We start from the raw sequence: 24,186 nt of genomic DNA on the forward strand, positions 1-24,186 counted from the left end.
TGCAGTGCCTTGGGGCGTGCCTTGGGGCGCGGCACCGATGGCAACTTCAATGGCCCGCTCCGTGACTGAACCCAGTGCATCGAAACGCTGGTCGGGCTCCTAACGCCCGATCTTGTCTTGGTCGACCAGGATGTCAGCGTCTTCGGCAACGTACGAGGCATGCCTGAAGTCCCGTATCCTGGCGACTTTGCCCGACGCCCAGCCGAGCAGGATGAAGTATTTGGGCTTTGAACCGGGGATCGCCGCGGGATCGAGCACCAGGACGGCCGGATGGCCTTCGACGAGGCCCGGTACGAGGTGCCAGTCATTGATTGTTGCGTAGTTGCCGAAGTACCGGGACACCTCGGCCTTGCCGGTCAGTCGGGTCCTGTTGACCAGATCGAGCTTGACGTCCTCGGCGATCATGGCGCGTATCCCATCGAAATCCCGTGCATTGAAATGGTCGACATAATTGGCCAGCCGCGTGCGGTCGGCTGCCGACAGACGCGGAGGCGGCGCATCGTCGGGTTCCTCTGCAAGCTCGCGCAACTGCGTGCGCCCGCGATGCAGCGCAGCCTTTACTGCGGGCAGGCTCAAGTCCATGACATCGCAGATCTCCTGAAGCGAGCAGCCGAGCACGTCCATCAGGATCACGCTTGCGCGTTGGCCAACCGGCAGGCGCATGAAAGTGCGCAGGCTGGTCGCTGCGATTTGGCGGCTTGCGACCGTGTCGATCTCGTCAACGATCATGTCCACCTCCTGAAGCGAATGCAGTGCCTCTTGCCGGTTGCGCCGGCGCAGGAAATCGAGCGCCGTATTGTGAGCAATCCGGAACAGCCAGCCCTCCGGATTGCGGATCGGGCCGGCCGTAGAGGCCGCCTCCACGGCCTTGATCAGCGCGTCCTGCAGTACGTCTTCTCCGTCGATGGCGGATCCGACCATGCGCGCGCAATAGCGGTGCAGCCGCGGCCGGATAGCCACCAGGAGCGCCGGAATGTCGTGGGCCGCGCCTTCCTGAGCCGAGTTCATCATGCCTCCACCACGAGCCCTATGGCTCCGCCAGCACGCGATAATTGCCGACGACAATAGCACCGTTGCGCACCGGCGGCTCGGCGCAGCGGTCGCGCAAACCGCTCTGAAAGGCCTGAAAGGCCGCAAGCTTCGGCAGCGCTGACGAGCCGTCCTCGGCCGTGGTTTCGACGATGTGGATGAAGGTGTTGTCCTCGAGCCGCAGCGTCAAGTAACGCACCCCCTCCGGGTGCGCCGCCTTCAGCTCGGCAAACACCGCCTCGACCAGCTCGGCATTCTTGTCGGCCATGTCGGCCTTGGTCCTGTAGCGGATCACGTTTCGTTTCATCGTTGTCTCCTCATCTCACCGCAGCACGAACTTGCGGCTTCTCGATCACTAGGACGTCTGGCTGGGTCCAAAGGATGCGGCCCGCACAAGTTTTTTTCAGCCAGCATCCTTGGGCTCTCCTGCTTCGTCCTCTCCGCGACGGCGCCGTTCCGGCCCCAAGATGGAGATTGATGAGATGCAAGACGCTCCCACCCCCGCGGAGAAGACCTGGGTACTCGCCCTGACCTCGCTTGCCTCGTTCATGATGGCGCTGGATGCGATGGTACTTACGACGGCGTTCGCAGGTATCCGCATCGAGTTCTCGAGCTCGGTCGAGACACTGCAATGGACTGTTAACGCCTATAATCTCGCTTTCGCCGTGCTGCTGCTGTCCGGAGCCGCGCTCGGCGACCGGTTCGGGCGGCGCAGGATGTTTGCTGGCGGCATCGCGCTGTTCACACTCGCCTCGGCCGCTTGCGCGCTGGCGCCGACGATCGGTTGGTTGATCGCGGCGCGTGCCGCGCAGGGGGCTGGAGCGGCGCTGGTGATGCCGCTTGCGATGGCGATCCTGAGTGGAACGTTCGGGCGGGAGGAGCGCGCCAAGGCGCTCGGCATCTTTTCAGGGATTACCGGCTTTGCATTGATCATCGGGCCCGCGATCGGCGGCCTTCTCACAGAGCAGCTTGGCTGGCGCTCCATCTTCTGGATCAACCTGCCGATCGGCGCGTTCGCGGCCACATTGGTGCGGGCGCGTTTGCGCGAGAGCTTTGGACCTGCGGCAACACTCGACGTCACCGGGCTGACACTGGTCGCCGTTGCCGCTTTGGCCTGGGTCTGGAGCCTCATGCGCGGCAACAATGTTGGCTGGACCAGCGCGGAAGTCGTAGGTTCGATGATCGTTGGTCTCGTCTTCGCGATCGCATTCCTGATCTGGGAAGCGCGCGTCGCTGCGCCGATGGTGCCGCTCCGGCTGTTCGTGTCGCGGTCGTTCTCGGCGGCGCTCTCGCTGAGCTTCCTGTTCTATGCTGCGATGTATGGCGTCGTATTCCTGCTGCCGCAGTTCCTGCAAGTGACCCTGCATTTCGGCGCCTTCGGGGGCGGCGTGCGCCTGCTGCCATGGACGGCGACGTTGTTTGTGACCGCTCCGATCGCGGGCGCCGTGGTCGGCAAGTTTGGCGAGCGGCCGCTCGTCGTGACGGGACTGATCATGCAGGCGATCGGGCTTGGTTGGATCGCCTTCATCGCGTCGCCCGATGTCGCCTACGGCGCGCTGATTGCTCCGCTGGTGATCGCCGGCGTTGGGGTGTCCATGGCGATGCCCGCGGCGCAGAACGCCATCCTGAGCTCGGTTTCATTGGCTGAAATGGCGAAGGCTTCGGGCATCTTCAACATGGGCCGATTTCTCGGCGGCATGTTCGGGATTGCGGCGCTGGTTGCCACTTTCTCGGCGAATGGCGCAATGGACAGCGCGGCTCATTTCGCCGACGGTTTCGAGGCAGCGATGACATTGGCGGCGCTGTTGTCGCTGGTCGGCGCATGGATTGGCCTATTGCTGCCGGCCAGGAAACCGGTATCCACCGCGGCGGCGCCGCAAATGGTATCGAGAGCGCCGGGACGTTGATCCCCGATCAGCTGATCGATGCAAGTCCGTGTGCCGAGATGCGGCCGCGCTGTTGCGTCGTGCCCGGTCGTGGAGCCGTCACGTCTCGGGCTGCCAGCCGGCGGTCGCGGAGATGGCGCGCGCATGGAGGATCAGCGCGGTTGCGGTCGGGCCTTTCAGGTCGTCGTCGAGAATGCCGATCGGCCCCATCATCGTGATGGCGGCGATCATGAGCCCGGCCTGATCGAAGATCGGTGCGGATAGGGAGGTGAAGTTCGGCAGCAGCGCATCACGACAGCGGCTGATGCCGTCGCGCCGGATCGCGGCCATCATCTCTTCCACCTCGATCTTGGTGGTTGGCGCATCATCCATCCGCGGCTTGCGCGAGCGTTCCTCCTTGAGCTCTTGATCGAGCATCTCACCCGTCAGCGAGCGCGGCAGATGTGCGAGAAAGTTGCGTCCCAACGCGGACCGCAGCAGGCTGAGGACGCTTCCGACCCGCAGCTCGATGATGGGGCGGCTGGCCCCGCCCTCGACGCGATAGATGATGGTGGGACCGCGATTACCCCAAACGCCGAGAAACACCGTGTGGCCGATGGTCGTCGCGAGTTCGGTCATGGCCGGCCGTGCGACGGCAAAGACGTCGAACTGCTCGATCGCCGCCATGCCGAGCTTCAACGCATAGGGCCCGAGGGCGTAGCAGCCGGTGTCGGTCTCCTGGCGGACGATGCCCACCGCCTGGAAGCTCACGAGATAATAGTGGACGTTCGCGGCCGACATTCCGGTGTTGGCCGCGATCATCTTCAGCGGCACCGGCCGCAGTTCGGTCCGGAGGTAATCGAGAATTCTGAAGCCGATCTCGATCGACTGGATGCCGCGCCGGCGGTGTTCTGGCGTGGTGGTCTTGCTGGATTTGGCCCCGCGTGCGGAGGCTTTCGCCGGATCCGGCGGACGGGGGCGGCGCGATTTCTTCACTGAATGTCCTTGTAAATCAAATCGTTAAGTCGGGGGCGCTCCGATGCAATACGGCATATTTGATAAGATCATATGCATATGATCAAATAAAAACCAGACGGATCGCAAATACAAGCCGCTCGCGTGCGCAACTGAGGGTTCGATGCTCTTCGATATGGGACAGCTTCCGGCGGATATCCGCTACAAGATCCTGACCGCGACGGTGACGCCGCGACCGATCGCGTGGGTCACCACGCGATCCCGGAACGGGGCCGCCAATGCCGCGCCGTTCAGCTTCTTCACCGTGCTGGGCCACGAGCCGCCGACGGTCGTGCTCGGTCTGCTGCGCCATCCGAAACGAGGCTTGAAGGACACGGCGCAGAATATCGTCGAGACGGGCGAGTTCGTCGTGCACCTGGTGCCGCACCGGATGGCTGAAGCGATGAACGCGACCGCCGTCGATGCTCCGGCCGAGATCGACGAGATCGAGCTTGCGGGGCTGGAGACGCTACCTTCCCAAATGGTCTCGCCTCCGCTCCTCAAGGGCTGCCCCGTCGCGTTCGAATGCCGCTCCCTCGTTGTTCAGGAAACCGGGCCGCGGCAAATCGCGGTGATCGGCGAGATCGTCTGTGCGCACGTCGCCGAGCAGTTCGTGATCGATGAACAGCGAGGGCATATCGACACGATCGGCCTCGACCTCATCGCCCGCATGCACGGCTCCGGCTGGTATGCGAGGCCTCGCGACCTCTTCCAGCTGGCGCGTCCGGCGCCGATCGAATAGCGGCCGCCGGCGTTCAGAGCTGCAAACGTCCCGTCCGAGAGCCGATTGACATCGAATTGTTATATGTCTAAAAATATGCAAATTCATACATTATGCAGACCCCGCGAATGGACACGCGTCAGCTGAGGCTCAGGGTGCAGTCGGTCTCGGCAGAAACGCCGACGATACGAAGCCTCGTGTTCGACGTGGAGGGCGGCGCGGCACCGCGATGGCGGGCAGGGGCGCATATTCGTGTTTCGCTGCCGAGCGGGGGAGACCGGCCTTACTCCCTGATGGCCCTGCCGGGCCTGCTGGAAGGCCAGCTCGCGCTCGGGGTTCTGCGTGAGCGGATGTCGAGCGGCGGCTCGGCTTTCATGCATGCGCTCAAGGTCGGCGACGTCGTGACCGCCTCGGTGCCGGTCAACAATTTCCCGCTGCACGAGGACGCATCGCCCGCGCTTCTGTTCGCCGGCGGCATCGGCATCACGCCGATCCTGTCGATGGCGGCCGAGCTCGAGGACCGGGGAGCGACCTACCGTCTCCATTATGCCGGGCGGGCACCGGGCGCGTTGGCGTTCCTGCCGCAGCTCGAGGCCGTCTGCGCGCGCGCTCTCTCGATCCATTACGACAGCGACGCCTCGTGTCTCGACATCGCCGCGGCGCTACACGCCTCGCCTGCGAGCTCCCACGTCTATGTCTGCGGTCCCGCAGGCATGATTGATGCGGTGAAGGCCGCCGCTCACGCCGGCGGCATCGCCGCCGATCGCATCCACTACGAGCTCTTCAAGGCCGAGACCTCGAGCGCGCCGAACCGTGCCTTCGAAGTCGAGCTCAAGTCGACGGGAGAGGTCATCGCCGTCGCGGCCGACCAGAGTATCATCGAGGCGCTGGAAGCTGCCGGCCACGAGGTTCTCTCCGACTGCCGGCGCGGCGATTGCGGCATCTGCCAGTGCGGCGTGATCTCCGGTGTCCCTGATCATCGCGACGTCATTCTCAGCGACGACGAGAAGGCGTCGAACACGGTGATGCAGATCTGCGTCTCGCGCGCGAAATCGGATCGACTGGTGCTGGATCTCTAGGACAAGGACTTAGGACACCATGGGCAAGCACGCAAGTGACAGGCGCTCGATCGCGGCGCTGGTACGCGAGGCCGAGGTGCACCGCGACGTCTACGTCGACCCCGAGATCTTCGATCTCGAGATGGAGCATCTGTTTCCCAACAGCTGGATCTATGTCGGCCATGCCAGCCAGCTGGGCAAGCCCGGCGACTTCATCACTGCCACGATCGGCCGGCAACCGGTGCTGGCGAGCCGCCACACCGACGGCTCGATCCATGTCTTCTACAACCGCTGCCCGCACAAGGGCGTCAAGATCGCCTCGGAGCCCTGCGGCAACACCGGCAAGTTCTTTCGCTGTCCCTACCATGCATGGTCGTTCAAGACCGACGGATCGCTGCTCGCGATTCCCTTAAAGAAGGGCTATGAGGCGACCGGCTTCGGCGACACCCAGGCCAATGAAGGCTTGTCGCGCGTGAGGAACGTCGCGATCTATCGCGACTTCATCTTCGCGCGGCTGAGTGAGCGCGGCCTGTCCTTCGAGGATTATTTCGGCGAAAGCCTCTCGACGATCGACAACATGGTCGACCGCTCGCCGGAGGGCAAGCTCGCGGTGATGGCGGCGCCGATCCGCTACATGCACACCTGCAATTGGAAGATGCTGGTCGAGAACCAGACCGACACCTGCCATCCCATGGTCGCGCACGAGAGCTCGGCCGGCACCGCCGTCAAGGTCTGGAAGCGCGAGCAGGGCGATTCGACCGAGACGCCCATGGCGGTTCAGCTCTACGGGCCGTTCATGAGCCCGTACGAATTCTACGAGCAGAGCGGCATCAGGATCTGGCCCAACGGCCACGGCCACACCGGCGTCGCCAATTCGATCCACTCCAATTATTCCGACGTCGACGGCTATCTCGATCAGATGGTCGCCGCCTATGGCGAGACGCGGGCGCACGAAATCCTCGGCGAGGTCAGGCACAACACCGTCTATTTCCCGAACATCATGGTCAAGGGCGCCGTGCAGATCCTGCGCAACTTCATTCCGATCGCGGTCGACAGGACGCTGGTCGAGAGCTGGGTCTACCGCCTGGTCGGCGCACCCGACAAGCTCTACGAGCGCGCGCTGATGTACAATCGCTTCATCAACGCGCCGACCTCCATCGTCGGGCATGACGACCTGGAAATGTACGAGCGGGCGCAGGAAGGCCTCAAGTCCAACGGCAATCAGTGGATCAATCTGCGCCGTCTCTACGCAGCAGACGAACAGCCGGACGTCACCGCCGTCATCAACGGCACGTCCGAGCGGCAGATGCGCAACCAATTCCATGCCTGGGCCAAATTCATGACGATGGGCATGGACGAGCACACCGAGGCGGCGCAATGATCGACGACAAGGCCATCATCGATTTCATCTATCGGGAGGCCGAGCTTCTCGACACGATGCAGTGGCAGAGCTGGCTCGATCTGTTTCACTCGGAAGGGCGCTATTGGATGCCGCTCGAATGGCAGCAACAGGATCCGGTGCTGCAGCCGTCGCTGATGTACGAGGACCTGTTGCTGCTCAAGGTCCGGGTCGAGCGCCTCGCCGGCGAGCGCACCTTCAGCCAGAAGCCGAAGAGCCGATGCCACCATCTGCTCCAGGCCCCCAGGATCGTCGCCTGCGACGTCGCGGCGGGCGTGTTCAAGGCACGAACGTCCTATATCTACACCGAGACCCGCGGCGACTTGCTGGAGCGTTATTCGGGATGGGCATCGCACGACCTGGTTCAGGTCGGCGACGGCCTGAAGATCAAGCTCAAGCGCCTCGATCTCGTCAATTTCGACGCGCCGTTCGGCAACATCCAGCTCTTCATGTGAGTGCGCCTTGATCGCTGCAGCGACAGTCCATGCCCGCTTTCGCCAGACCGCGCTCCGCCGCGGCGAGGCCGGCTTCCTCAACGTGCTGCCTGAGACATCAGGCATCTACGGCATCCCGGCCGGCGAGATCTCCTACCGCGCGATGCTCGATCGGATCGAGGCCCGCCGCCAGGCGTTCGCCGAAAGCGGTTATGGCGAAGGCCACAGGGTGGGGCTCCTGCTCCAGAACCGGCCGGTGTTCGTCGAGCTGTGGTTCGCGCTGAACGCGCTCGGCGTCTCCGTGGTGCCGATCAACCCCGATCTGCGGATGAGCGAGCTCGAATACATCATCGCGCATTCCGAGATGAACGCCGCCTTCGTGCTGGCCGAACGCCGTACTGAGGTGGAGACGGCGGCGCGCCAGGCGGGCCGGCCGATTCCTGTCGTGACCGATGACGGCGACGTTCCCGCGCCCTATGACGGTACGCGGCCGCTGCGGCCGGCGGACGGCGCAACGGAATGCGCGCTGCTCTACACGTCGGGCACGACGGGCCAGCCGAAGGGCTGCGTTCTCACCAACGAATACTTCCTGCACAGCGGAAACTGGTATCGCGACGCCGGCGGGCTGATTGGCCTCAAGCCGGATGTCGAGCGCATGATCACGCCGCTGCCGCTGTTCCACATGAACGCGATGGCGGTCTCGCTGATGGCGATGGTTTCGGTCGGCGGCTGCCTGACCATGCTCGATCGTTTTCACCCGCGCAGCTGGTGGAGCTCGGTGCGGCAGAGCCGGGCCACGTGCCTGCATTATCTCGGCGTCATGCCGTCGATGCTGATGAGCGCCGCGCCCTCGCAAGAGGATCGGCAGCACGCGGTTCGCTTCGGCTTCGGCGCGGGTGTCGACAAGCTGCTTCACGCGCCGTTCGAGGCGCGCTTCGGTTTCCCTCTGCTCGAGGCCTGGGCGATGACCGAGACCGGCAGCGGCGGCGTGATCGCCGCCAATGTCGAGCCGCGTAAGGTCGGCACCAGCTGCTTCGGCCGCCCGGCTCCGGAGATCGACATTCGCATCGTCGATGACGGCGGGGATGACGTGCCGGCCGGGACGCCGGGGGAGCTGCTGGTGCGGCGGGCCGGCGCGGATCCGCGCTACGGCTTCTTCCGGGAATACCTCAAGAACCCCGAGGCGACGGCGGAGGCCTGGGCCGGAGGCTGGCTGCATACCGGCGATATCGTGTCGCGCGATGCGGACGGCGATTTGCACTTCGTCGACCGCAAGAAGAACGTCATCCGCCGCTCCGGCGAGAACATCGCCGCGGTCGAGGTCGAATCCGTGCTCAATCGGCATCCGCAGGTTCGGCAGGCCGCCGTCGCCGCGACGCCGGACCCGGTGCGCGGCGACGAAGTGGCGGCCGTCATCATCGCCGAGCAGGCCGGCGCCGACCGCGCGCTCGCCGAGCAGATCGTCCGCTGGAGCCTGGAGCAGATGGCCTATTACAAGGCGCCCGGCTGGATCTGCTTCGTCGATACCCTGCCGCTGACCGCGACCGAGAAGATCCAGCGCGGCGGCTTGAAGGATTCCGTCGCCAGGCTGATGCAGGACGGCGCCTTCTTCGATCTGCGCGATCTGAAGCGGCGGCAGGTCTGACGAAACGCAGGGATAACCGAGCATGAGCCAGGTCCGCACCACCCTCATCACCGGCGGCAATTCCGGAATCGGCGAAGCGCTGGCGAAGAGTCTCGTCGACAAGGGCCAGCGCGTGGTCTCGGTTGGGCTGCACAGGCCGGACTGGACACACGATCTGCTCACGGCTTTTTGCGCGGACCTGACCAGCCTCGAGCAGACGCGGGACGTTGCCCGGGAGATCGCCTCCAATCATGCGATCGATCGCCTCGTGCACAATGCCGGAATCATCCTGCCGAACCTGTTGCCCGACGCAAGGCCCGAAGACGTCCTGGCGCTGGCGCAGCTGCATCTCGGCGCACCCATGCTCCTGACCCAGGCCGCGCTGGAGGGGATGAAATCGCGCCGTTTCGGCCGCATCGTATTCGTCAGCTCGCGCGCGGCGATGGGCGCCGTGACGCGCTCGGCCTATTCCGCCACCAAGGCCGGCGTGCACGGCATGGCCCGGACATGGGCGCTGGAGCTTGCGTCCAGCGGCATTACCGTGAACGTCGTCGCGCCGGGCCCGATCCTGACCGACAATTTCTGGGGCATCATCCCCAAGGATTCCGAGCGGCAGGAAACAATGGCGCGTAACGTCCCGGTCGGCCGGCTCGGCGCACGCGAGGACGTCGCGCACGCCATCGAATTCTTTCTCGACGAACGCTCGGACTTCGTCACCGGGCAGGTGCTCTATGTCTGCGGCGGCACCAGCCTCGTTGGCCTCGGCCCATGACGCGTATCAATGACGCGCACCAACTGCGCATCGGATGACCCGCGTCAGATCTGGTTCTGCTTGACGTTTTCCATCATCTTGGCCAGCACGCGCGCGCAAGTCTCGATCTCGTCGGGATCGATCCCGGCGGTCAGGCGCTCGTAGTTCTTTGCCATGATCGGCCAGATCTTGCGCAGCAACGCTTCGCCCTCAGTGGTCAACGCCACGACCCGGCGGCGCTGGTCCTCCTCCGCGATCTCGCGCTTGACGAGACCGGCGGACACCATGGATTCGACCATGCGGCTCGCCGTCGATTGCTCGGTCACGGCGAGCACGGCGATCTCGTTGACCGTGAGCGTCTTGTAGATGAACAGCACCGACAGCGTACGAAAGACGACGTTGTTGATGCCATGCTCGGTGAGATCGCGGTTCTGATCCAGGTTCCAGCGATTGGCCAGCCGATTGAACAGATAGGGAATGTAGGCGTAGAGTTGATCTCTCGACCTTGGCGGGCCGGATCTCCACCTGCTCCTGGATTCTCTTGCCATTAGCTTTTTCGACTTTGCTTCTTGCTGGGGGTTCGGATCTTGGCCGAAAGCGAGCGTAGCACCGACAGCGCCGCGTCGAGTTCCTTGGCCGAGATGTTCTCGAATTTTTGGCCGAGATGCTTCTTGTGCACGTCGGCGGCCTTCCTGAACAAAGCTTCGCCTTTCGGTGTGAGGCGCACGATGAACGACCTGCGGTCCTCACTCGACATTTCCCTGCTGATCAGGTCGTCAGCGAGGAGGCGCTGCACTAGGCCCGAGACGTTGCCGCCTGATACCTTCAGGTTCTGCGACAATTGTCCGAGCGCAAGGCCGTTCCTGTCGCGGTCGAGCTGGGCCAGGACGTCGAATTTCGCCAGCGACAAGCCGAACTCGGCGCCGAGGAGGGAATTCAACGACGCGAAGATGTCTCCGTGCAGCGACAACAGCTGCAGCCAGAGCCGGGTCTCGATCTGTCCGAGGGGAACGATATTCTCTTTGAGTGCTGCCGGCATCGCATGACCAGGAGGGCGGGTTGGTCTGACGGAGATATTCCAAAGCTCTTTTCGGAGGTGATCGGGCCCCGATTAGCGCACCGGTCAGCGCAGTCAAGCAGCCCGGTTCTGACCAGCGTCGGTTGAACCGCAATCCTTCGCCGACGCCGGTCTCATCAGGCGAAGCTCTTGATGGTCTGGATGACGCCGTCGAGCTCCTTGCCGGGGCCGTCCTTGAGCGCCGCTTCGCGCAGGCGCCGGGCCCAATCGGCGGCGTCCTCGCGCTGTGCAACCAGCTTGATCGTGGCCAGCGTCCGGTCGAACTTCGACAGGCCGCGGCTGTGGGTATCGGAATAGCCCTTCACCAGCCGGCGGCATTGCAGGATCTCGACGCCGAGCTGGTAGTTGGTCCTGATAGCCTCGGTGGCGGCCTTGAGCCATTCGTCGCGATGCGCCGTCTCGATCGCATGGCGCCGTGAGCGGCGGCGCATGCCGCGAAGCCCGCCGACGGCATAGAGCACGAGAAACCAGGGCAGCGAATAGGTCCGCACCCGTCGTCCCCTGTTGATGCGGCGATCGAGCCAGCCCATCAGGCGCGGCTTGGTGTCGAGCCAACGTCCAAAGGACACCGGCAGCATTCCCATGATCTCCTCGAGGCGAGGGTGCATGAACTCGGTGGTTTGGAGCACCTGGCCTTGCACCAGCTCCAGCTCGCCCTCGATCCGCGCGCGGCGACTGGTGCGCGTCTTCAGGTCGGCAACGCGGATGACGTCGTCATAGGTCATGGCATTGGCGAGGTATTTTGCGGCCGTTTGGGTGAAGGCAAAGCTTCTGTCGATGCCGCCGGCACCACGATCGGCCGCGTGCAGCGCACCGAGAACGTCGAGATATTCGGCGCCGTAGGCGATGTCCTGGAAATCCACCACCTTTTTCAGGCCGGCCTGCGCCAGCGACAGCGCCGAGTCCGGCAGCTCCTGTTTCGCTCGTTCGAGCAGCTTGGCCAGCTCTGCATCCAGCGTCGCAGGCGCGCGGCTCTTCTCGCTCTCCTCGGCTCGCGGGACCAGGGCGGCCTCCGGCGCGCCAGATCGGGTGCGATCGAAAGCGGCTTCGAAAGTCTCGACGCTGGCCTTGGCGCCTTTCCCGCCGGCGCGGATCACCGACAGATAGCTGTCGCGGTCGAACGGCAGCACGCCGGTGGCCGCGAGCGCGCCGAACATCGCGGCCGAAATCACGCTCCCGTGCGCAATCGCCAGCGCGTTCATGTCGAAGATGATCTCGGTCTTGGCGGCGACGCCGATCGCGCCGGTGACGGCGCCGGGATCGGCAACGCCGTTGCCCGGCGCGATCTTCTCGCCGATGGCAAATGACCGGTGGTTGGACGCGATCAGCGTGGTGCGGTCCGGCGTCACCAGGCCGCGCAGGATCGAGCGCCCCGCCTCCATGAATTCGGCGGCCATCACGACGTCGACATCGCCGGGCGTCGGCATCAGCGAGAGGATCGGCTTGCGCCCATCGAGCGGCGGCATCGTTTCGATGTAGTAGATGGTCGCGCCGGTGCGCTGCGCGACGCCGGGCACCGAAGTCGACTGCGCGACCCAGCCATGGTTCTCCGCAAGCTGGACGATCCAGTCGGTCAGCACGCCGCCGCCCTGACCGCCCATGGCCAGGATCGCGATCGAGATCGGGCGTTCGGTCGCTTCGCCGGCCGCGGGAAGCGCCAGCCGAACCGTCTCGTCCCTCATGCCAGGACCCTCATGCCAGGACCCTCATGCCAAGGCCCCGAATGTCGGCCGCCGGCGATCGCGCCGTCGCTGCAGCCAGCCGATCACCGCCATGGCGATCCTCGACTTGAGCGTGTCCCAGCGCGTCGGATTGTGAATGACGTCGGCGCGATAGAACGAGGGGCACAGCACGGCAGCCTCGGCGACCTCGCCGCAATTGCCGCAGCCGACGCAGGAATTGTCGATCGCGGCGACCGGATCGTCGCGCAGGGGATCGTCGAGCTGCTTCACCGAGAGCGACGGGCAGCCGGACAGGCGAATGCAGGCGTGGTCGCCGGTGCAGACGTCCTCGTCGACGCCGAAGCGTTCCTTGACGACCCGCTCCCCGTCCTTGATCGCCTTGCTCACTTGCGGCTTCACGCGGCGCTGCTTGTTCAGCATGCATTCGGAAGAGGCGACGATGACCTTGGGACCTTCCTCCTTGGTCGTCAGCGCTTCTTTCAACGTGTCGCGCATCCTGGCGACGTCATAGGTGCGGTCGATCTGCCGGACCCATTGACCGCCGATGCCCTTCACGGCCTGCACGATCGAATTGTTGGTCTTTCGGCGTTTGTTGAGAGCGCGCGAGGACAGGATGTCCTGTCCGCCGGTCGCCGAGGTGTAGAAATTGTCCACGATGACGAACACGCCGTCATGCTTGTTGAAAACGGCGTTGCCGATGCCGCTGGTCAGCCCGTTGTGCCAGAAGCCGCCGTCACCCATCACCGCGATCGAGCGTTTGTCGGCCTTGACGTTGAAGGCCGAGGTCGAGGCTGGACCGAGGCCGAAGCCCATCGTGGTTGCGCCGATGTTGAAGGGCGGCAGGATGGAGAACAGATGGCAACCGATGTCGGCCGAGACATGGTGCTGGCCGAGCTCCTCCTCGACCAGCTTCATGGCCGCGAAGATCGGTCGTTCCGGGCAGCCCGTGCACAGCCCGGGCGGGCGCGGCGGCACGACCTGCTTGAGCTTCTCGACCGCCGGATGACTCAGCACGGGAGCGGCGTCCGGCGCCGGCGGCCGGTTGCCGAGCAGGCGCGGCTCCGTCTTCTCGAGGAAGTCCCTGATGCCGCCGAGCAGGACCTGCGCGGTGTAGTCGCCGCCCATTGGCAGCACATCCTTGCCGTGGACGCGCGCCTGGATGTCCTTGCGCCGCAGAACGGTGTTGATCGCCTGCTCCAGATATTCCGGCTGACCCTCCTCGACGATCAGGACCGCGTCCTTGTCGATGCAGAAGTCCGCCACCTCGGCCTCGATCACCGGATAGGTGACGTTCATGACGTAGAGCGGGACTTGCGTGTTGCCGTAGGCATCCGACAGACCGAGATACTGCAGCGCGCGGATGACGTTGTTGTACATGCCGCCCTGCATGACGATGCCGACCTTGCCCCGTGCCGGTCCCATCCGTTCGTTCAGCTTGTTGTCCCGGATGAAGCCGATCGCGGCCGGCATGCGTGTCTTGATCTTCTCCTGCTCGTGCTCGTAGGCCGCCGGCGGCAACACGATGCGATTGACGTCGCGCTTGGGATTGTTGAGCGCGTCCTTGATGGTGTGCGCCGGCCTGGCGTTGTCCTTGCAGGCAAAGCTGCCATGCATGTGGCAGGCGCGGACGCGGACCTCGAGCATCACGGGTGTGTTCGAGGCTTCCGACAGCTCGAAACCCTTTTCGATCAGGTTGACGATGCATTCATGGTCGGGACGCGGGTCGAGCAGCCACATCTGCGATTTCATGGCGAAGGCGTGGGTCCGCTCCTGCATGATGGAGGAGCCTTCGCCATAATCCTCGCCGACGATGATCATGGTGCCGCCGGTGACGCCGCCCGAGGCGAGATTGGCGAGTGCATCGGACGCGACATTGGTGCCGACCGTCGACTTCCAGGCCACGGCGCCGCGCAGCGGATACATCACCGAGGCCGAGAGCATGGCGGCGGCCGCCGCCTCGTTCGCCGAGCTCTGGAACACGACACCGAGATCGTCGAGCACGTCCTTGGCGTCGGCCAGCACGTCCATCAGGTGCGAGATCGGCGAGCCCTGATAACCGCCGACATAGGCGACGCCTGATTCCAGCAGCGCCTTGGTGATCGCGAGGATGCCTTCGCCGCGAAAGGTGTCGCCGGCGCCGAGCCGAAGATCCTCGACCTCGCGCGCGAAAGACCGTTCAGCCATTGCGTCCTCCAGAAATATGCATTACCATACTTTTACATGTAAAGTAAGTCAACGCCCGGGCATGCCGCCGTCGTGATAAGGAAGCGGTCGTGACCGACGACAGGGCATCGATCGCACGATACCACGACACAGCACCTGGAGGATGAGATGCGGGAAAACGTGATCGGCCGCGCCAACGTCGAGGACACCCCGGAGCTGAAGGCCTATTACAAGGACCTCGAGCGATACGAAGCTGGCGCCTTATGGACCGTCGCCAACAAGATCGAGCCGTGGCAGCCGCAATCGGCGTCCGTTCCCGTGCTCTGGCGCTACGAGGATCTGCGCGAGCATGTGCTGCGGTCTGTCGAGCTGGTGTCGCCGGAGAAGGCCGGTCGCCGCGTCATTTATCTCAACAATCCCGGTCGTCGCGAGGTGTCGGCTGCCGTCGGCTGGCTCTACTCGGGCCTGCAGGTCATGCATCCCGGCGAGGTCGCCACGGCGCATGCGCACTCGGCCTCGGCGTTGCGCTTCATCATGGAAGGTTCGGGAGCCTACACCATCGTCGACGGTCACAAGATGACTCTGGGGGCCCGCGACTTCGTGCTCACGCCGAACGGCACCTGGCATGAGCACGGCGTCGACGCCGGCGGCTCGGTGTGCATCTGGCAGGACGGGCTCGACATTCCTCTCGTCAACGCGCTCGAGGCCAATTTCTTCGTGGTGCATCCGAAGGTCCAGCAGGAGGAATCCGGCTATCCCGTCGACGACATGACCAGGACCTGGGGCAACCCGGGCCTTCGCCCGGTGAACGCGCCCTGGTCGAAGGGCTATTCGCCGATGTTCAAATATGAGTGGGAGCCGACCTACGAGGCCTTGAACAAATATGCCGCGGCAACCGACGGATCGCCTTACGACGGCATTCTCATGAACTACGTCAATCCGGTCACCGGTGGCCACGTGATGCAGACGATCGGCGCCAGCATGCAGTTGCTGCGGCCGGGCGAGACGACGAAATCGCATCGGCATACCGGAAGCTTCATCTACCAGGTCGCGAAGGGGCAGGGCTATTCCGTCATCGGCGGCAAACGCTTCGAATGGCGGGAGCGCGATATCTTCTGCGTTCCGTCCTGGGCCTGGCACGAACATGGCAATATCTCGAAGAGCGAGGACGCCTGCCTGTTCTGCTTCAACGACCTGCCGGTCATCGAAGGGCTCGGTTTCTATCGCGAGGAGGCCTATGGCGACAATGCGGGCCATCAGCCGGTGGACGCCTGACCGCCTCATTCGCCCGGGATTTCAACAGACGGATCAAGCTTCCATGCGTCTCGTAACCTATACTCTCGGCGCCGCCGGCGCCCGCCTTGGTGTTCTCGCGAGCGGATTGGTCGTCGATGTCGAGCGCCTCGGCGCATCATTCGGCCTGGAATGGCCGAACGACATGATCTCCTTCATCGACAATAACGCGACCTTGCTGCCGGCGCTTAAGAGTGGCCTGGAAAGCGCCAATGGACGCCTGCCGGCCGGCGCCGCGGTTCCGCTCGAAGACGTGAAGCTGCAGGCCCCGATCCCGCGGCCGCGCAAGAACATCTTCGGCATCGGGCTGAACTATCGCGCCCATGTCGCCGAATCCGCCAAGAGCCTGGATACCGACAAGGATTTGCCGAAACAGCCGGTCGTCTTCTCCAAGCCGCCGACCTCCGTGATCGGCCCGGGCGCGGCGATCCAGCACAATGCGAAGATGACGCAGCAGCTCGACTGGGAGGTCGAGCTTGCCGTCATCATCGGCAAGACCGCGACGCGGATCGCGCCCGAGAAGGCGATGGACCACGTGTTCGGCTATTCGGTGATGATCGACATCTCCGCGCGCGACAACCGCCGGGCCGGTCAGTGGATCTTCTCCAAAGGCATGGACACCTATGCGCCGTTCGGCCCCTGCATCGTGACTGCGGACGAGATTCCCGATCCGCATGATCTGCGGTTGTGGCTGACGAAGAACGGAGTCACGAAGCAGGATTCCAGCACCAAATACATGATCTTCGACATCCCGGTTTTGATCTCGGACATTTCGTCGGGCATGACGCTGGAGCCCGGCGACATCATCGCGACCGGGACGCCGGAAGGTGTGGGCGCGGGCATGAGCCCGCAGGAATGGCTGTGGCCGGGCGACGTGGTGGAAGCCGGGGTCGACGGCGTCGGTGTCATCCGGCATCCGGTCGTTGCGATCTGATGAGCGAGTTCTCCTTCGAGCGCAGGCTGCGGTTCGCAGACTGCGACCCCTCCGGAATCGCTTACTTTCCCTCCTATCTGAACATGTTGAACGGGGTGGTCGAGGATTTCTGGGGCGACATCGGATTTCCCTGGCCCGAATTGATCGGAAGCCGGAAGATCGGCACACCGACGGTGCATCTGGACTGCGATTTTTCCCGGCCGTCGATGTTCGGCGATCTCCTGACCTTCAAGCTGCGCATCGGCAAGGTCGGAAGGGCCTCGCTTCACTTGGCGCACGTGATCTCCGGTGCAGACGGCACGCGCTGGCGCGCCCGCCAGATTCTTGCTGCGACGTCGCTGGAAAATCATCATGCCATTCCCTGGCCCGATGACATTCGCGGCGCGCTCGAGCGACATCTTCACGCGGACGAGGGAACGCAGGCGGTACCGTCATGATTTCGCTCTTCGTGACATTCTCCGATCCGGCCGGCGAGCGGCGGCTCCATCCGGAGGACATGGCCGTCGCAGCCGAATTGGTCGGGTCGATCCCGGCGGTGACCGAGGCCTTGCTGTTCACGCCGCTGGAGCAGTCGGTCGATCATCCCTACAAGGCCGACGGCGCAGGTCCCGTGCTGGCGCTTCAGTTACGGTTTGACGATCTGTTCGCATGCGAGGCGGCGATGAACGGCGAGGGCAACCTCGCCAGGCTCGTGGCGGGCGACGGATTGCCGAGCCTCACCGGACTGGAGGTCACGCACCAGGTGATGCTCACGCGCGCCTTTCCCGTCGATGTCGCCGCGCATCCGGAAGGCGCCGGCATGCCGTGCAGCTATCTCGTTCACTATCCAGGACCCGCCGAAGACCTGAACGCCTGGCATTTGCACTATCTCGCGCATCACCCGGCGATCATGCGGACCTTCCCGGATGTCCGTCAGATCGAGATCTATACGCGGATCGATTGGGTCGACCGGTTGCCGTCGCGGCGGGTGGAGCACATGCAGCGCAACAAGCTGGTGTTCGACAGCCCGGCCGCCCTCGCACGCGCCCTGAGCTCGGACGTCATCGCGCGCATGCGCGCCGACTTCGTCCAGTTCCCGCCATTTGCAGGCGGCAACAAGCATTTCCCGATGCTGACGCGGACGATCAGGCGCTAGCGGGTGCGGCTCATAACGTGCGGCTAATGCACGCGGACAATAGACGTGTCGATCGTCTGCACGGCAGCATCGGCTTAGTGGCAAACCACTCGTAGTCCGTGAGTTCGTAGCGCATGATTCGGCCCCTTCCTTTGGGGGCCTTGAATCATGGCTCGGCTGTCAGGCTCAACAGGTCGCTAAGCACCCGGAAGCAGACCTATTATGCTCACCTTGAGTTTTGACGTTCATGACCCGAAGCGGACGTTTCCGACGCTGCAGCGCGATACAGACAAGGCCCAACGGATACCATATACTTGCGAGCGGTCTCTGGCTGGAGCAGCTCATGAGACGACGCGAATTCATCACATTACTCAGCGCCACGGCTGCGATGTGGCCGCGCATAGCGCGCGCGCAACGGCAGGGGCGCATCCCCAAAGTTGGCGTCCTCTGGCATGCCGCGAACATCGAAGAAGAAACTCCGTACTATCAGTCCCTGACTGAGGGTTTTAGAAAGCAGGGCTATGTAGACGGACAGAACATAACGCTGGAACATCGCTTTCCTGATGAAGTGCCCGAGGCTTTCGCCAGGATGGCAGCCGAACTCGTATCTTTAAAGTGTGATGTATTGATTGGAGCTGGGGCAGCTGCGCCGTACCTGAAGAGGGCGACAAGGACCATTCCAATAGTGTTTGTTTTTGGCTTTGACCCTATCGGAGCCGGCCTGATCGAAAACTTTGCGCGCCCCGGCGGGAATGTTACCGGATTGTCGAACTTTTCCGTCCAGCTAAGTGCGAAGCGGTTGCAGTATCTCAAGGAAATTGTCCCGACGGTTACGCGCGTTGGATTGCTGATCAACCCAAATGTTAAAATATCGAGCCTCTATGTTCAGGAGGCGATCGAAGCCGGAATCAAGCTCGGCGTTCATACCCAAGGTTTCGAGGTGCGCTCACTCAGCGATTTCGAACCCGCATTTGACGCGATGGTAAAGGTTGGCATGCAAGGGGTCGTCGCGAACGGAGAAAGCCTGATCTTTCAGGCTAGGAGAGTGATCGCAAATCTAGCGCTGGCACGCAATCTGCCGAACTGCGGCTACGTAAGAGAGCTTCTTGAAGCAGGTGGTCTTATCTCCTATGGAGTTGACCAGCGTGCGATGGCTCGCCGTGCGGCGGTTTACGTTGATCGAATTTTGAAGGGTGAAAAGCCCGCCGAATTGCCCGTAGAGCAACCGACCAGATTTGAGCTGCTCATCAACCTAAAAACCGCCAAGGCACTCGGTGTGACCGTGCCTCCTACGTTGCTCGCCAGCGCCGACGAACTGATCGACTAACTTTACGCTGCAAGTGCGATAGGCCGTTGTTGGCTTAGCAGAACCACGCCGATCCCGGTGTGATGTCGCGGATCGCCAGTAGAGCGGACGCGGGGCCGCTTTAGGTGCGACGCCAGCTTCTGACCCAAGGCAGACTTCCGCAAGTCCCGGGAAGCGCGAACACAGACTTGTAGTCACCGATCCAATCGTTTCGTGCCCTCACCCCGCGCCGAGCGCGGTTGGCATGGACGTTGAAGCACATTGGCGGCACGACAGACCGCAGAGGCGATCTATTTCAGATAGCCGACGTAGTAGATGCCGACCACGTTTTGCGAGGCATCCCGGATAGGCTTGTAGCCTGTGACGTAGGGCTTGCCGAGGATGTCGACCTCGCCATAGAAAGCTTCGCCCTTCCTGATGGACTCGATCGCCTTGCCCTTGGGATCCAAAATGGTTCCGATCGCTCGGGAGCCATCATCTTTCTTCACGTTAGTCGCGACCCGAACATACTCGTCACCGCTTCTGACGAAAATTGTGGCCGTGCCCTGCGCTTTCCTCACGACCTCGTCGACCAGGTCGAAACTATTGTTCATCTTTGCCGAACCAAAATAAATGACAGGTACCTCCTTGCCTGCAACAGGTTCAGTACCTTCGACCCTTGGCGGACCAAGCTGGGCCGCGATCGACACCAAGAGGTCCATGGCCGCCTTGATTCTCGGGTCCTGAGGTTCGGTTGGCTGAGCCAAAACTGACGTGGTCCAGGTGAGACACGCGGCGGCAAACATGCGGATTGCGGTTTGCTTGAGTTGCATGAGGTCTCCTCCTTTCCTGGAAAGGCAGCGATACCTCTGGATGACTCGGATCTGTGGCTCTGGCGCACAAAGTGCGTCGTCAGTTCGCATTGCGAGCCGCATGGCGACTCATACAAGCGTATCCGCTACCGATGTGAACCTTGCGGGAATCTCAACTCCCGTCGGATATCCCTCTTTGTTCAGCGCACGGATCCCAAAGTTCAGGCGATGAGGCAAAAAGTCGCGCGCCGGAGGTAAAGGTGGTTGGAAATGAGTCAGCGCTTCTAACCCGAAGGGCAACCATTGGCCCATTGCTTCCATTAGGGCGTAGCGGTGAGTTGTCCGGAGACGGGGAAAACCGGACGCTCCCGACCGCTGGTCAAAACGGAGCTTTTGATCCAATTCGGAGCTGGACGGGCGCCACTGCGGTTCAACTACGGCAGTCCTTGTGTCGCCGTAAAGGGATTGAACCCCCGTTCTGCAAGAGCAGCCCACGAAGCAGCGCCAAGATGTGGCAATCGGAAATAGAGTCGTGGCTTGGCCGGATCGGTATCCAGCATGAACCCGGTCGGTAGCGCTCGGACACTTGTGGCATAGAACCCACCGTCCGGCGACTTCTGGGATTCGATGACAGCGACCAACGATTTTGCCTCCGCAGCCCTGCCGAGCAATTTCAGCAAGAGAGCCATTTGGCTTGTCCCTTCGGTCCACACACCATCTCGGTCTTCACCGTAGGCGTTCCGGAGCCGTCCATCATGCCAGGTCCGGTCGTTGTCGATGGCCCAGAGAATCGCCGCGCCGATGCGACGTGCTTTGTCTTGCTCACCGCAACCGACCAATGCGATGGCGGCCACCGCATTGTCATAAAGGTATGCGGCGCCATGCAGAGGCCCCGAGTTCACGGTCGGATAGCTGGGCAAGAACAACGGCCCTGGCGGTGCCTTATCGATGAGACCAGCGAGGTACCCGCATGCAGACGCTTCTGGTGTTGCCAGAGCCCGTCGTGGAGTGGCGACCACAATGATTATGAGAGTCGCTAGGATGCATACCAAGGATGCTATTCGGGCCACTTGTCGTTCTCCGGGTGGCGGCTGATCCTAACCCATCGGCGATGTCTGGAAGTGGCCCCGTTGCAGAACAAGTTGCTGGGCTCTCCAACGGTCGGCTTTTGATCCTGGCCGTGTAAAAACTCAAGAATCGAAACGCAGCGAAGAATGATATTTTCAAGTCCGACCTCCAAGTTTAATCCGCTTGCGCCTTGAGCGTCTAAAGCGGCCTTCGACGAATAATTTCTTCTATCGCGATTGAGCCTCTTCGCGTTTTCACACAGCCAAGATCCTAAGCGGAAGTCGTCCAAAGATTCAGGCGTCTTTTCCGGACGCACGAGATCGTGTACTCTTTAAATAGCTGTCGTCGCAGGCGGGAATGCCGAATTCCTCGCGGGACTGAACGGACAGCAGTCGTGCCATCGGCAGCATTGCACTCGAAAAACCGACTTCCTTTTTCGCCGGTCCTTCAGCATTCGCATTCCAACGCGGGTGTGCGCAAGGCGCGCCCGGATGCTTTGAATCTGAAACGCGGGCCCCAGAGCGTGCCTGCGAGGAAGGAGATCTCCATGGCTGACCACCCCACTATTTCGACTGTATATGACCTGGCATCGCCGACCCTGCCGACCACGGCGGTCACTCGCCGCTCGCTCCTCGGCGGGGCCGGCATCGCAGTTGGCGCCGCCGTGCTTGCGTCTCCGCCGGGTATGTCCGGAGTAGCCCCGGCCGCGGCGCAGACCGTGGGCGTGGGCATGGAGGCGCGACCGCTCGACGCGGCGTGCAAGCGCCCCGCCTTCGAAGTCCGCGCGGCCTGCGCGAGCAATACCGAGAAAATTCCCATCCCGCCCCACCCGGCGAATGGCGATGAGGCGCGCTACACCAACAAGATCGGTTCCGATACGCGGGGCCTGCCGCACGACAAACGCGGCGAAGTGGAACAAGCTGCTTGGCAGGCTTTCTATATTGCTTGCCAGTCGGGCGATCCCGCTGATTTCGAGAAAATCCCGCTCGGCGGCACGCGCAAACTGGTCAATCCGGTAGGCACGCTGGCCGTCAGCCTGAGCGGCATGAACCCTACTCAGATTGCGCTACCGCCGGCGCCGGCCCTTGCAAGTGCGGAGCGCGGCGGCGAGGCGGTCGAGGTATACTGGCAATCCCTGCTTCGTGATGTTCCGCTTACCGAGTTGCGCGACGACACCTCCAACCGCGACGTGCTTGCAGCGACCGAGGAAATCAACAAGCTTGCAGATTTCCGCGGGCCGAAGTCTGGTGGTCGGGTCACACCCGGGACGCTGTTCCGTGCCAATGCGCTTTACTTCGACCCGACTGACCCGAAGGGTCGCTCCGTCACGCCTCTGGGTGTTTTGGACGGCCCGCTGATCTCGCAATTCCTGCTCCGGGACGTGCCCAACGCCGCACAGTGGGTCAGTGCTCAAATTCGCACCCCGTCGCCCGCCAACGAATTCCTGACCGAATATGAGGAGTGGCTGGCGATCCAGAATGGCACTCCACCGAAACGCAGGCTGCAGTTCGACACGACACCACGATACGTAGCGACAGGAAGAGATCTCGCCGAGTATGTCCACAGTGGTCCTGCATTTGGGTGGGCGGCAGCACTGCTCCTTGCAACACCCGGCGGTGGGGCGGACCAACGCTACTCCGGGATGTATCCACCGGCCGAGCCCGCGTCCTACCCATCGAACCCGTATCGAAAATCGAAAACCCAAAACCCTGGAGCTGCCACCTTCGGGTTGCCCTATCTGCAGGCACTAGTCGCTATGGGGATCAATAACTCCGCCCGCGTGTCCTACTGGCAGAAGTATTTCGTGCACCGGGCCGTACGACCGGAAGCCTATGGCGGTCTGGCCCACCATCGCCTCGCCAATGGCGTGAGCGACTACCCGTTGCACGATAACTTCCTGAGATCGGAAGCCCTCGATCGCAGCAAAGGCAGATACGGCACCTATCTTTTGTCACAAACCTATCCGGAGGCCGCGCCCTTCCATTCCAGCTATCCCGGCGGTGCCACGAGCGTTGGTGCCGTCGCAGCTACCCTATTGAAGGCATTTTTCGACGAGAGCCGCGTCATCGCCAACCCGGTGCAGCCCGATCCGGCCGACCCGACGAAACTGGTGCCCTATAACGGGCCGCCGCTCACGGTGGGTGGAGAGTTGAACAAGCTCGCGGCGAACTACGGTTTCGGACGGAATTGGGCGGGCATCCACTGGCGTTCCGACGCCTCCGCCTCAATGGCGATCGGCGAAGAAGTGGCTATCGGCATGCTGCGGGACGAGCGCATGACCCTCCGCGAACCTTTCGAGGGCTTTTCCTTCACGCGCTTCGACGGCAGCCGCGCGACGATCTGACAGCAGTCGGGCGACGCCCCCTGCCGTGGGGCGCCGCCCCGGTCCTGTGCAGAGTAGTGGAAGCGTTTATGCCCGACAGCCTATCGGTGGGGGCTGAGCGCGGCGCCTGCTCAATCAACGAGTACCCAAGCCGGGGGCGACTCTCGTTCTGATCGTCTTATGATGCGTGGTTGACCTGACCCGTGAACCGCAAACTTTCAATGACCGGAGCAGCCCACCAAATGCTTGCTTACCAACAATCTTAAAGACAGCGAAATTGCTCGGCATCGAGATTCCGGCATCCTTTCTCGACTGTGCCGACGCGGTGATCGAGTAGGCACAGTCCACTTCCGGAATTGGCCCATCGTGTCACATTGCATCGCCGCACCAACTCGGTAGCTTTCGGGACGAAGCCGACATCAAAGGGTGAGCAAGATCGGCCGGACCGGTCGCGTTTGACCCGAAACGCACATCGCGGCCGCACCTGGCGTCACCCTGGGTTCCCCCAGTCGCGCCGGTACTTACGGGTGGGCGGCAGC

The 24,186-nt window shown here is 62.9% G+C and carries 22 protein-coding genes; 13 read left to right on the top strand and 9 right to left on the bottom strand.

What is annotated here, in order from left to right; translation table 11 throughout:
- Nucleotides 1–99 precede the first annotated feature (99 nt).
- Together DCG74_RS15290 and DCG74_RS15295 are read right to left on the bottom strand one after the other, a co-directional pair.
- A complete protein-coding gene (locus DCG74_RS15290) occupies nucleotides 100–1,011 on the bottom strand; it encodes a sigma-70 family RNA polymerase sigma factor (RefSeq protein ID WP_373569529.1) in 912 nt (303 codons plus the stop codon).
- A gap of 16 nt (nucleotides 1,012–1,027) precedes the next feature.
- Complete coding sequence (locus tag DCG74_RS15295) at nucleotides 1,028–1,336, bottom strand: hypothetical protein (RefSeq protein ID WP_172789270.1); 309 nt, start codon at nucleotides 1,334–1,336, stop codon at nucleotides 1,028–1,030.
- A gap of 175 nt (nucleotides 1,337–1,511) precedes the next feature.
- On the opposite strand from DCG74_RS15295, the gene DCG74_RS15300 reads away from it, so the two are divergent.
- A complete protein-coding gene (locus DCG74_RS15300; RefSeq protein ID WP_172789271.1) occupies nucleotides 1,512–2,936 on the top strand; it encodes a DHA2 family efflux MFS transporter permease subunit in 1,425 nt (474 codons plus the stop codon).
- 78 nt (nucleotides 2,937–3,014) lie between these two features.
- Here the strand turns inward: DCG74_RS15300 and DCG74_RS15305 are convergent, their stop codons facing one another.
- Complete coding sequence (locus tag DCG74_RS15305) at nucleotides 3,015–3,890, bottom strand: IclR family transcriptional regulator (protein ID WP_172789272.1); 876 nt, start codon at nucleotides 3,888–3,890, stop codon at nucleotides 3,015–3,017.
- Between the two features lie 154 nt (nucleotides 3,891–4,044).
- Here DCG74_RS15305 and DCG74_RS15310 point away from each other — a divergent pair, with 154 nt between their 5' ends.
- The 6 genes from DCG74_RS15310 (at nucleotide 4,045) to DCG74_RS15335 (ending at nucleotide 9,916) form a co-directional block, all read left to right on the top strand.
- Complete coding sequence (locus tag DCG74_RS15310; RefSeq protein WP_306558276.1) at nucleotides 4,045–4,650, top strand: flavin reductase family protein; 606 nt, start codon at nucleotides 4,045–4,047, stop codon at nucleotides 4,648–4,650.
- Nucleotides 4,651–4,757: 107 nt separating this feature from the next.
- On the top strand, nucleotides 4,758–5,708 hold the full coding sequence (locus tag DCG74_RS15315) for a PDR/VanB family oxidoreductase (protein WP_172789274.1): 951 nt from the start codon (nucleotides 4,758–4,760) through the stop codon (nucleotides 5,706–5,708).
- 19 nt (nucleotides 5,709–5,727) lie between these two features.
- Nucleotides 5,728–7,068, top strand: coding sequence for a Rieske 2Fe-2S domain-containing protein (locus DCG74_RS15320; protein WP_172789275.1), 1,341 nt, complete (start codon nucleotides 5,728–5,730; stop codon nucleotides 7,066–7,068).
- Entirely contained in the window at nucleotides 7,065–7,541 is a 477-nt protein-coding gene (locus tag DCG74_RS15325; RefSeq protein WP_172789276.1) for an aromatic-ring-hydroxylating dioxygenase subunit beta, read from the top strand. The genes DCG74_RS15320 and DCG74_RS15325 overlap by 4 nt, the downstream gene beginning before the upstream one ends.
- Nucleotides 7,542–7,548: 7 nt before the next feature.
- Nucleotides 7,549–9,165, top strand: a complete 1,617-nt coding sequence (locus DCG74_RS15330; RefSeq protein WP_172789277.1) for an ATP-dependent acyl-CoA ligase — start codon at nucleotides 7,549–7,551, stop codon at nucleotides 9,163–9,165.
- Between the two features lie 22 nt (nucleotides 9,166–9,187).
- Complete coding sequence (locus DCG74_RS15335; protein ID WP_172789278.1) at nucleotides 9,188–9,916, top strand: SDR family NAD(P)-dependent oxidoreductase; 729 nt, start codon at nucleotides 9,188–9,190, stop codon at nucleotides 9,914–9,916.
- A 44-nt stretch (nucleotides 9,917–9,960) separates the two neighbouring features.
- Here the strand turns inward: DCG74_RS15335 and DCG74_RS15340 are convergent, their stop codons facing one another.
- The 4 genes from DCG74_RS15340 to DCG74_RS15355 form a co-directional block, all read right to left on the bottom strand.
- Nucleotides 9,961–10,443 (bottom strand): MarR family winged helix-turn-helix transcriptional regulator, encoded by a 483-nt coding sequence (locus tag DCG74_RS15340; protein ID WP_172789279.1) that lies wholly within the window; start codon nucleotides 10,441–10,443, stop codon nucleotides 9,961–9,963.
- Nucleotides 10,443–10,934 carry a MarR family winged helix-turn-helix transcriptional regulator gene (locus tag DCG74_RS15345; RefSeq protein WP_172789280.1) on the bottom strand — a complete coding sequence of 164 codons (492 nt, stop codon included), beginning with the start codon at nucleotides 10,932–10,934 and terminating at the stop codon, nucleotides 10,443–10,445. Before DCG74_RS15345 ends, DCG74_RS15340 begins: the two co-directional genes overlap by 1 nt.
- Before the next feature lie 155 nt (nucleotides 10,935–11,089).
- A complete protein-coding gene (locus DCG74_RS15350) occupies nucleotides 11,090–12,655 on the bottom strand; it encodes an indolepyruvate oxidoreductase subunit beta family protein (RefSeq protein WP_172789281.1) in 1,566 nt (521 codons plus the stop codon).
- Nucleotides 12,656–12,679: 24 nt separating this feature from the next.
- Nucleotides 12,680–14,839 carry an indolepyruvate ferredoxin oxidoreductase subunit alpha gene (locus DCG74_RS15355; protein ID WP_172789282.1) on the bottom strand — a complete coding sequence of 720 codons (2,160 nt, stop codon included), beginning with the start codon at nucleotides 14,837–14,839 and terminating at the stop codon, nucleotides 12,680–12,682.
- 147 nt (nucleotides 14,840–14,986) lie between these two features.
- Here DCG74_RS15355 and DCG74_RS15360 point away from each other — a divergent pair, with 147 nt between their 5' ends.
- The 5 genes from DCG74_RS15360 to DCG74_RS15380 all read left to right on the top strand — a co-directional run bounded on the left by DCG74_RS15360 (nucleotide 14,987) and on the right by DCG74_RS15380 (nucleotide 19,486).
- Nucleotides 14,987–16,093 (top strand): cupin domain-containing protein, encoded by a 1,107-nt coding sequence (locus tag DCG74_RS15360; protein ID WP_172789283.1) that lies wholly within the window; start codon nucleotides 14,987–14,989, stop codon nucleotides 16,091–16,093.
- 43 nt (nucleotides 16,094–16,136) lie between these two features.
- Entirely contained in the window at nucleotides 16,137–17,045 is a 909-nt protein-coding gene (locus DCG74_RS15365) for a fumarylacetoacetate hydrolase family protein (protein ID WP_172789284.1), read from the top strand.
- On the top strand, nucleotides 17,045–17,482 hold the full coding sequence (locus DCG74_RS15370; protein ID WP_172789285.1) for a thioesterase family protein: 438 nt from the start codon (nucleotides 17,045–17,047) through the stop codon (nucleotides 17,480–17,482). Before DCG74_RS15365 ends, DCG74_RS15370 begins: the two co-directional genes overlap by 1 nt.
- Nucleotides 17,479–18,180 (top strand): hypothetical protein, encoded by a 702-nt coding sequence (locus DCG74_RS15375; protein ID WP_172789286.1) that lies wholly within the window; start codon nucleotides 17,479–17,481, stop codon nucleotides 18,178–18,180. Before DCG74_RS15370 ends, DCG74_RS15375 begins: the two co-directional genes overlap by 4 nt.
- A gap of 322 nt (nucleotides 18,181–18,502) precedes the next feature.
- A complete protein-coding gene (locus tag DCG74_RS15380; protein WP_172789287.1) occupies nucleotides 18,503–19,486 on the top strand; it encodes an ABC transporter substrate-binding protein in 984 nt (327 codons plus the stop codon).
- A gap of 269 nt (nucleotides 19,487–19,755) precedes the next feature.
- Here the strand turns inward: DCG74_RS15380 and DCG74_RS15385 are convergent, their stop codons facing one another.
- Entirely contained in the window at nucleotides 19,756–20,277 is a 522-nt protein-coding gene (locus DCG74_RS15385) for a Cache 3/Cache 2 fusion domain-containing protein (RefSeq protein ID WP_246709063.1), read from the bottom strand.
- A 413-nt stretch (nucleotides 20,278–20,690) separates the two neighbouring features.
- Nucleotides 20,691–21,110: a hypothetical protein gene (locus tag DCG74_RS15390; protein ID WP_257187573.1), complete on the bottom strand. Its 420-nt coding sequence runs from the start codon at nucleotides 21,108–21,110 to the stop codon at nucleotides 20,691–20,693.
- 761 nt (nucleotides 21,111–21,871) lie between these two features.
- On the opposite strand from DCG74_RS15390, the gene DCG74_RS15395 reads away from it, so the two are divergent.
- Nucleotides 21,872–23,668: a vanadium-dependent haloperoxidase gene (locus DCG74_RS15395; protein ID WP_257187574.1), complete on the top strand. Its 1,797-nt coding sequence runs from the start codon at nucleotides 21,872–21,874 to the stop codon at nucleotides 23,666–23,668.
- Nucleotides 23,669–24,186 lie beyond the last annotated feature (518 nt).

Source organism: Bradyrhizobium sp. WBAH42 (assembly GCF_024585265.1).
Lineage (GTDB): Bacteria > Pseudomonadota > Alphaproteobacteria > Rhizobiales > Xanthobacteraceae > Bradyrhizobium.

Bases quoted from the DNA above. Each gene is read 5' to 3' on its own strand.
- DCG74_RS15290 (WP_373569529.1), bottom strand. From the start codon at position 1,011: ATGATGAACTCGGCTCAGGAAGGCGCGGCCCACGACATTCCGGCGCTC.
- DCG74_RS15295 (WP_172789270.1), bottom strand. From the start codon at position 1,336: ATGAAACGAAACGTGATCCGCTACAGGACCAAGGCCGACATGGCCGAC.
- DCG74_RS15300 (WP_172789271.1), top strand. From the start codon at position 1,512: ATGCAAGACGCTCCCACCCCCGCGGAGAAGACCTGGGTACTCGCCCTG.
- DCG74_RS15310 (WP_306558276.1), top strand. From the start codon at position 4,045: ATGGGACAGCTTCCGGCGGATATCCGCTACAAGATCCTGACCGCGACG.
- DCG74_RS15315 (WP_172789274.1), top strand. From the start codon at position 4,758: ATGGACACGCGTCAGCTGAGGCTCAGGGTGCAGTCGGTCTCGGCAGAA.
- DCG74_RS15320 (WP_172789275.1), top strand. From the start codon at position 5,728: ATGGGCAAGCACGCAAGTGACAGGCGCTCGATCGCGGCGCTGGTACGC.
- DCG74_RS15325 (WP_172789276.1), top strand. From the start codon at position 7,065: ATGATCGACGACAAGGCCATCATCGATTTCATCTATCGGGAGGCCGAG.
- DCG74_RS15335 (WP_172789278.1), top strand. From the start codon at position 9,188: ATGAGCCAGGTCCGCACCACCCTCATCACCGGCGGCAATTCCGGAATC.
- DCG74_RS15340 (WP_172789279.1), bottom strand. From the start codon at position 10,443: ATGGCAAGAGAATCCAGGAGCAGGTGGAGATCCGGCCCGCCAAGGTCG.
- DCG74_RS15345 (WP_172789280.1), bottom strand. From the start codon at position 10,934: ATGCCGGCAGCACTCAAAGAGAATATCGTTCCCCTCGGACAGATCGAG.
- DCG74_RS15350 (WP_172789281.1), bottom strand. From the start codon at position 12,655: ATGAGGGACGAGACGGTTCGGCTGGCGCTTCCCGCGGCCGGCGAAGCG.
- DCG74_RS15355 (WP_172789282.1), bottom strand. From the start codon at position 14,839: ATGGCTGAACGGTCTTTCGCGCGCGAGGTCGAGGATCTTCGGCTCGGC.
- DCG74_RS15360 (WP_172789283.1), top strand. From the start codon at position 14,987: ATGCGGGAAAACGTGATCGGCCGCGCCAACGTCGAGGACACCCCGGAG.
- DCG74_RS15365 (WP_172789284.1), top strand. From the start codon at position 16,137: ATGCGTCTCGTAACCTATACTCTCGGCGCCGCCGGCGCCCGCCTTGGT.
- DCG74_RS15370 (WP_172789285.1), top strand. From the start codon at position 17,045: ATGAGCGAGTTCTCCTTCGAGCGCAGGCTGCGGTTCGCAGACTGCGAC.
- DCG74_RS15375 (WP_172789286.1), top strand. From the start codon at position 17,479: ATGATTTCGCTCTTCGTGACATTCTCCGATCCGGCCGGCGAGCGGCGG.
- DCG74_RS15380 (WP_172789287.1), top strand. From the start codon at position 18,503: ATGAGACGACGCGAATTCATCACATTACTCAGCGCCACGGCTGCGATG.
- DCG74_RS15385 (WP_246709063.1), bottom strand. From the start codon at position 20,277: ATGCAACTCAAGCAAACCGCAATCCGCATGTTTGCCGCCGCGTGTCTC.
- DCG74_RS15395 (WP_257187574.1), top strand. From the start codon at position 21,872: ATGGCTGACCACCCCACTATTTCGACTGTATATGACCTGGCATCGCCG.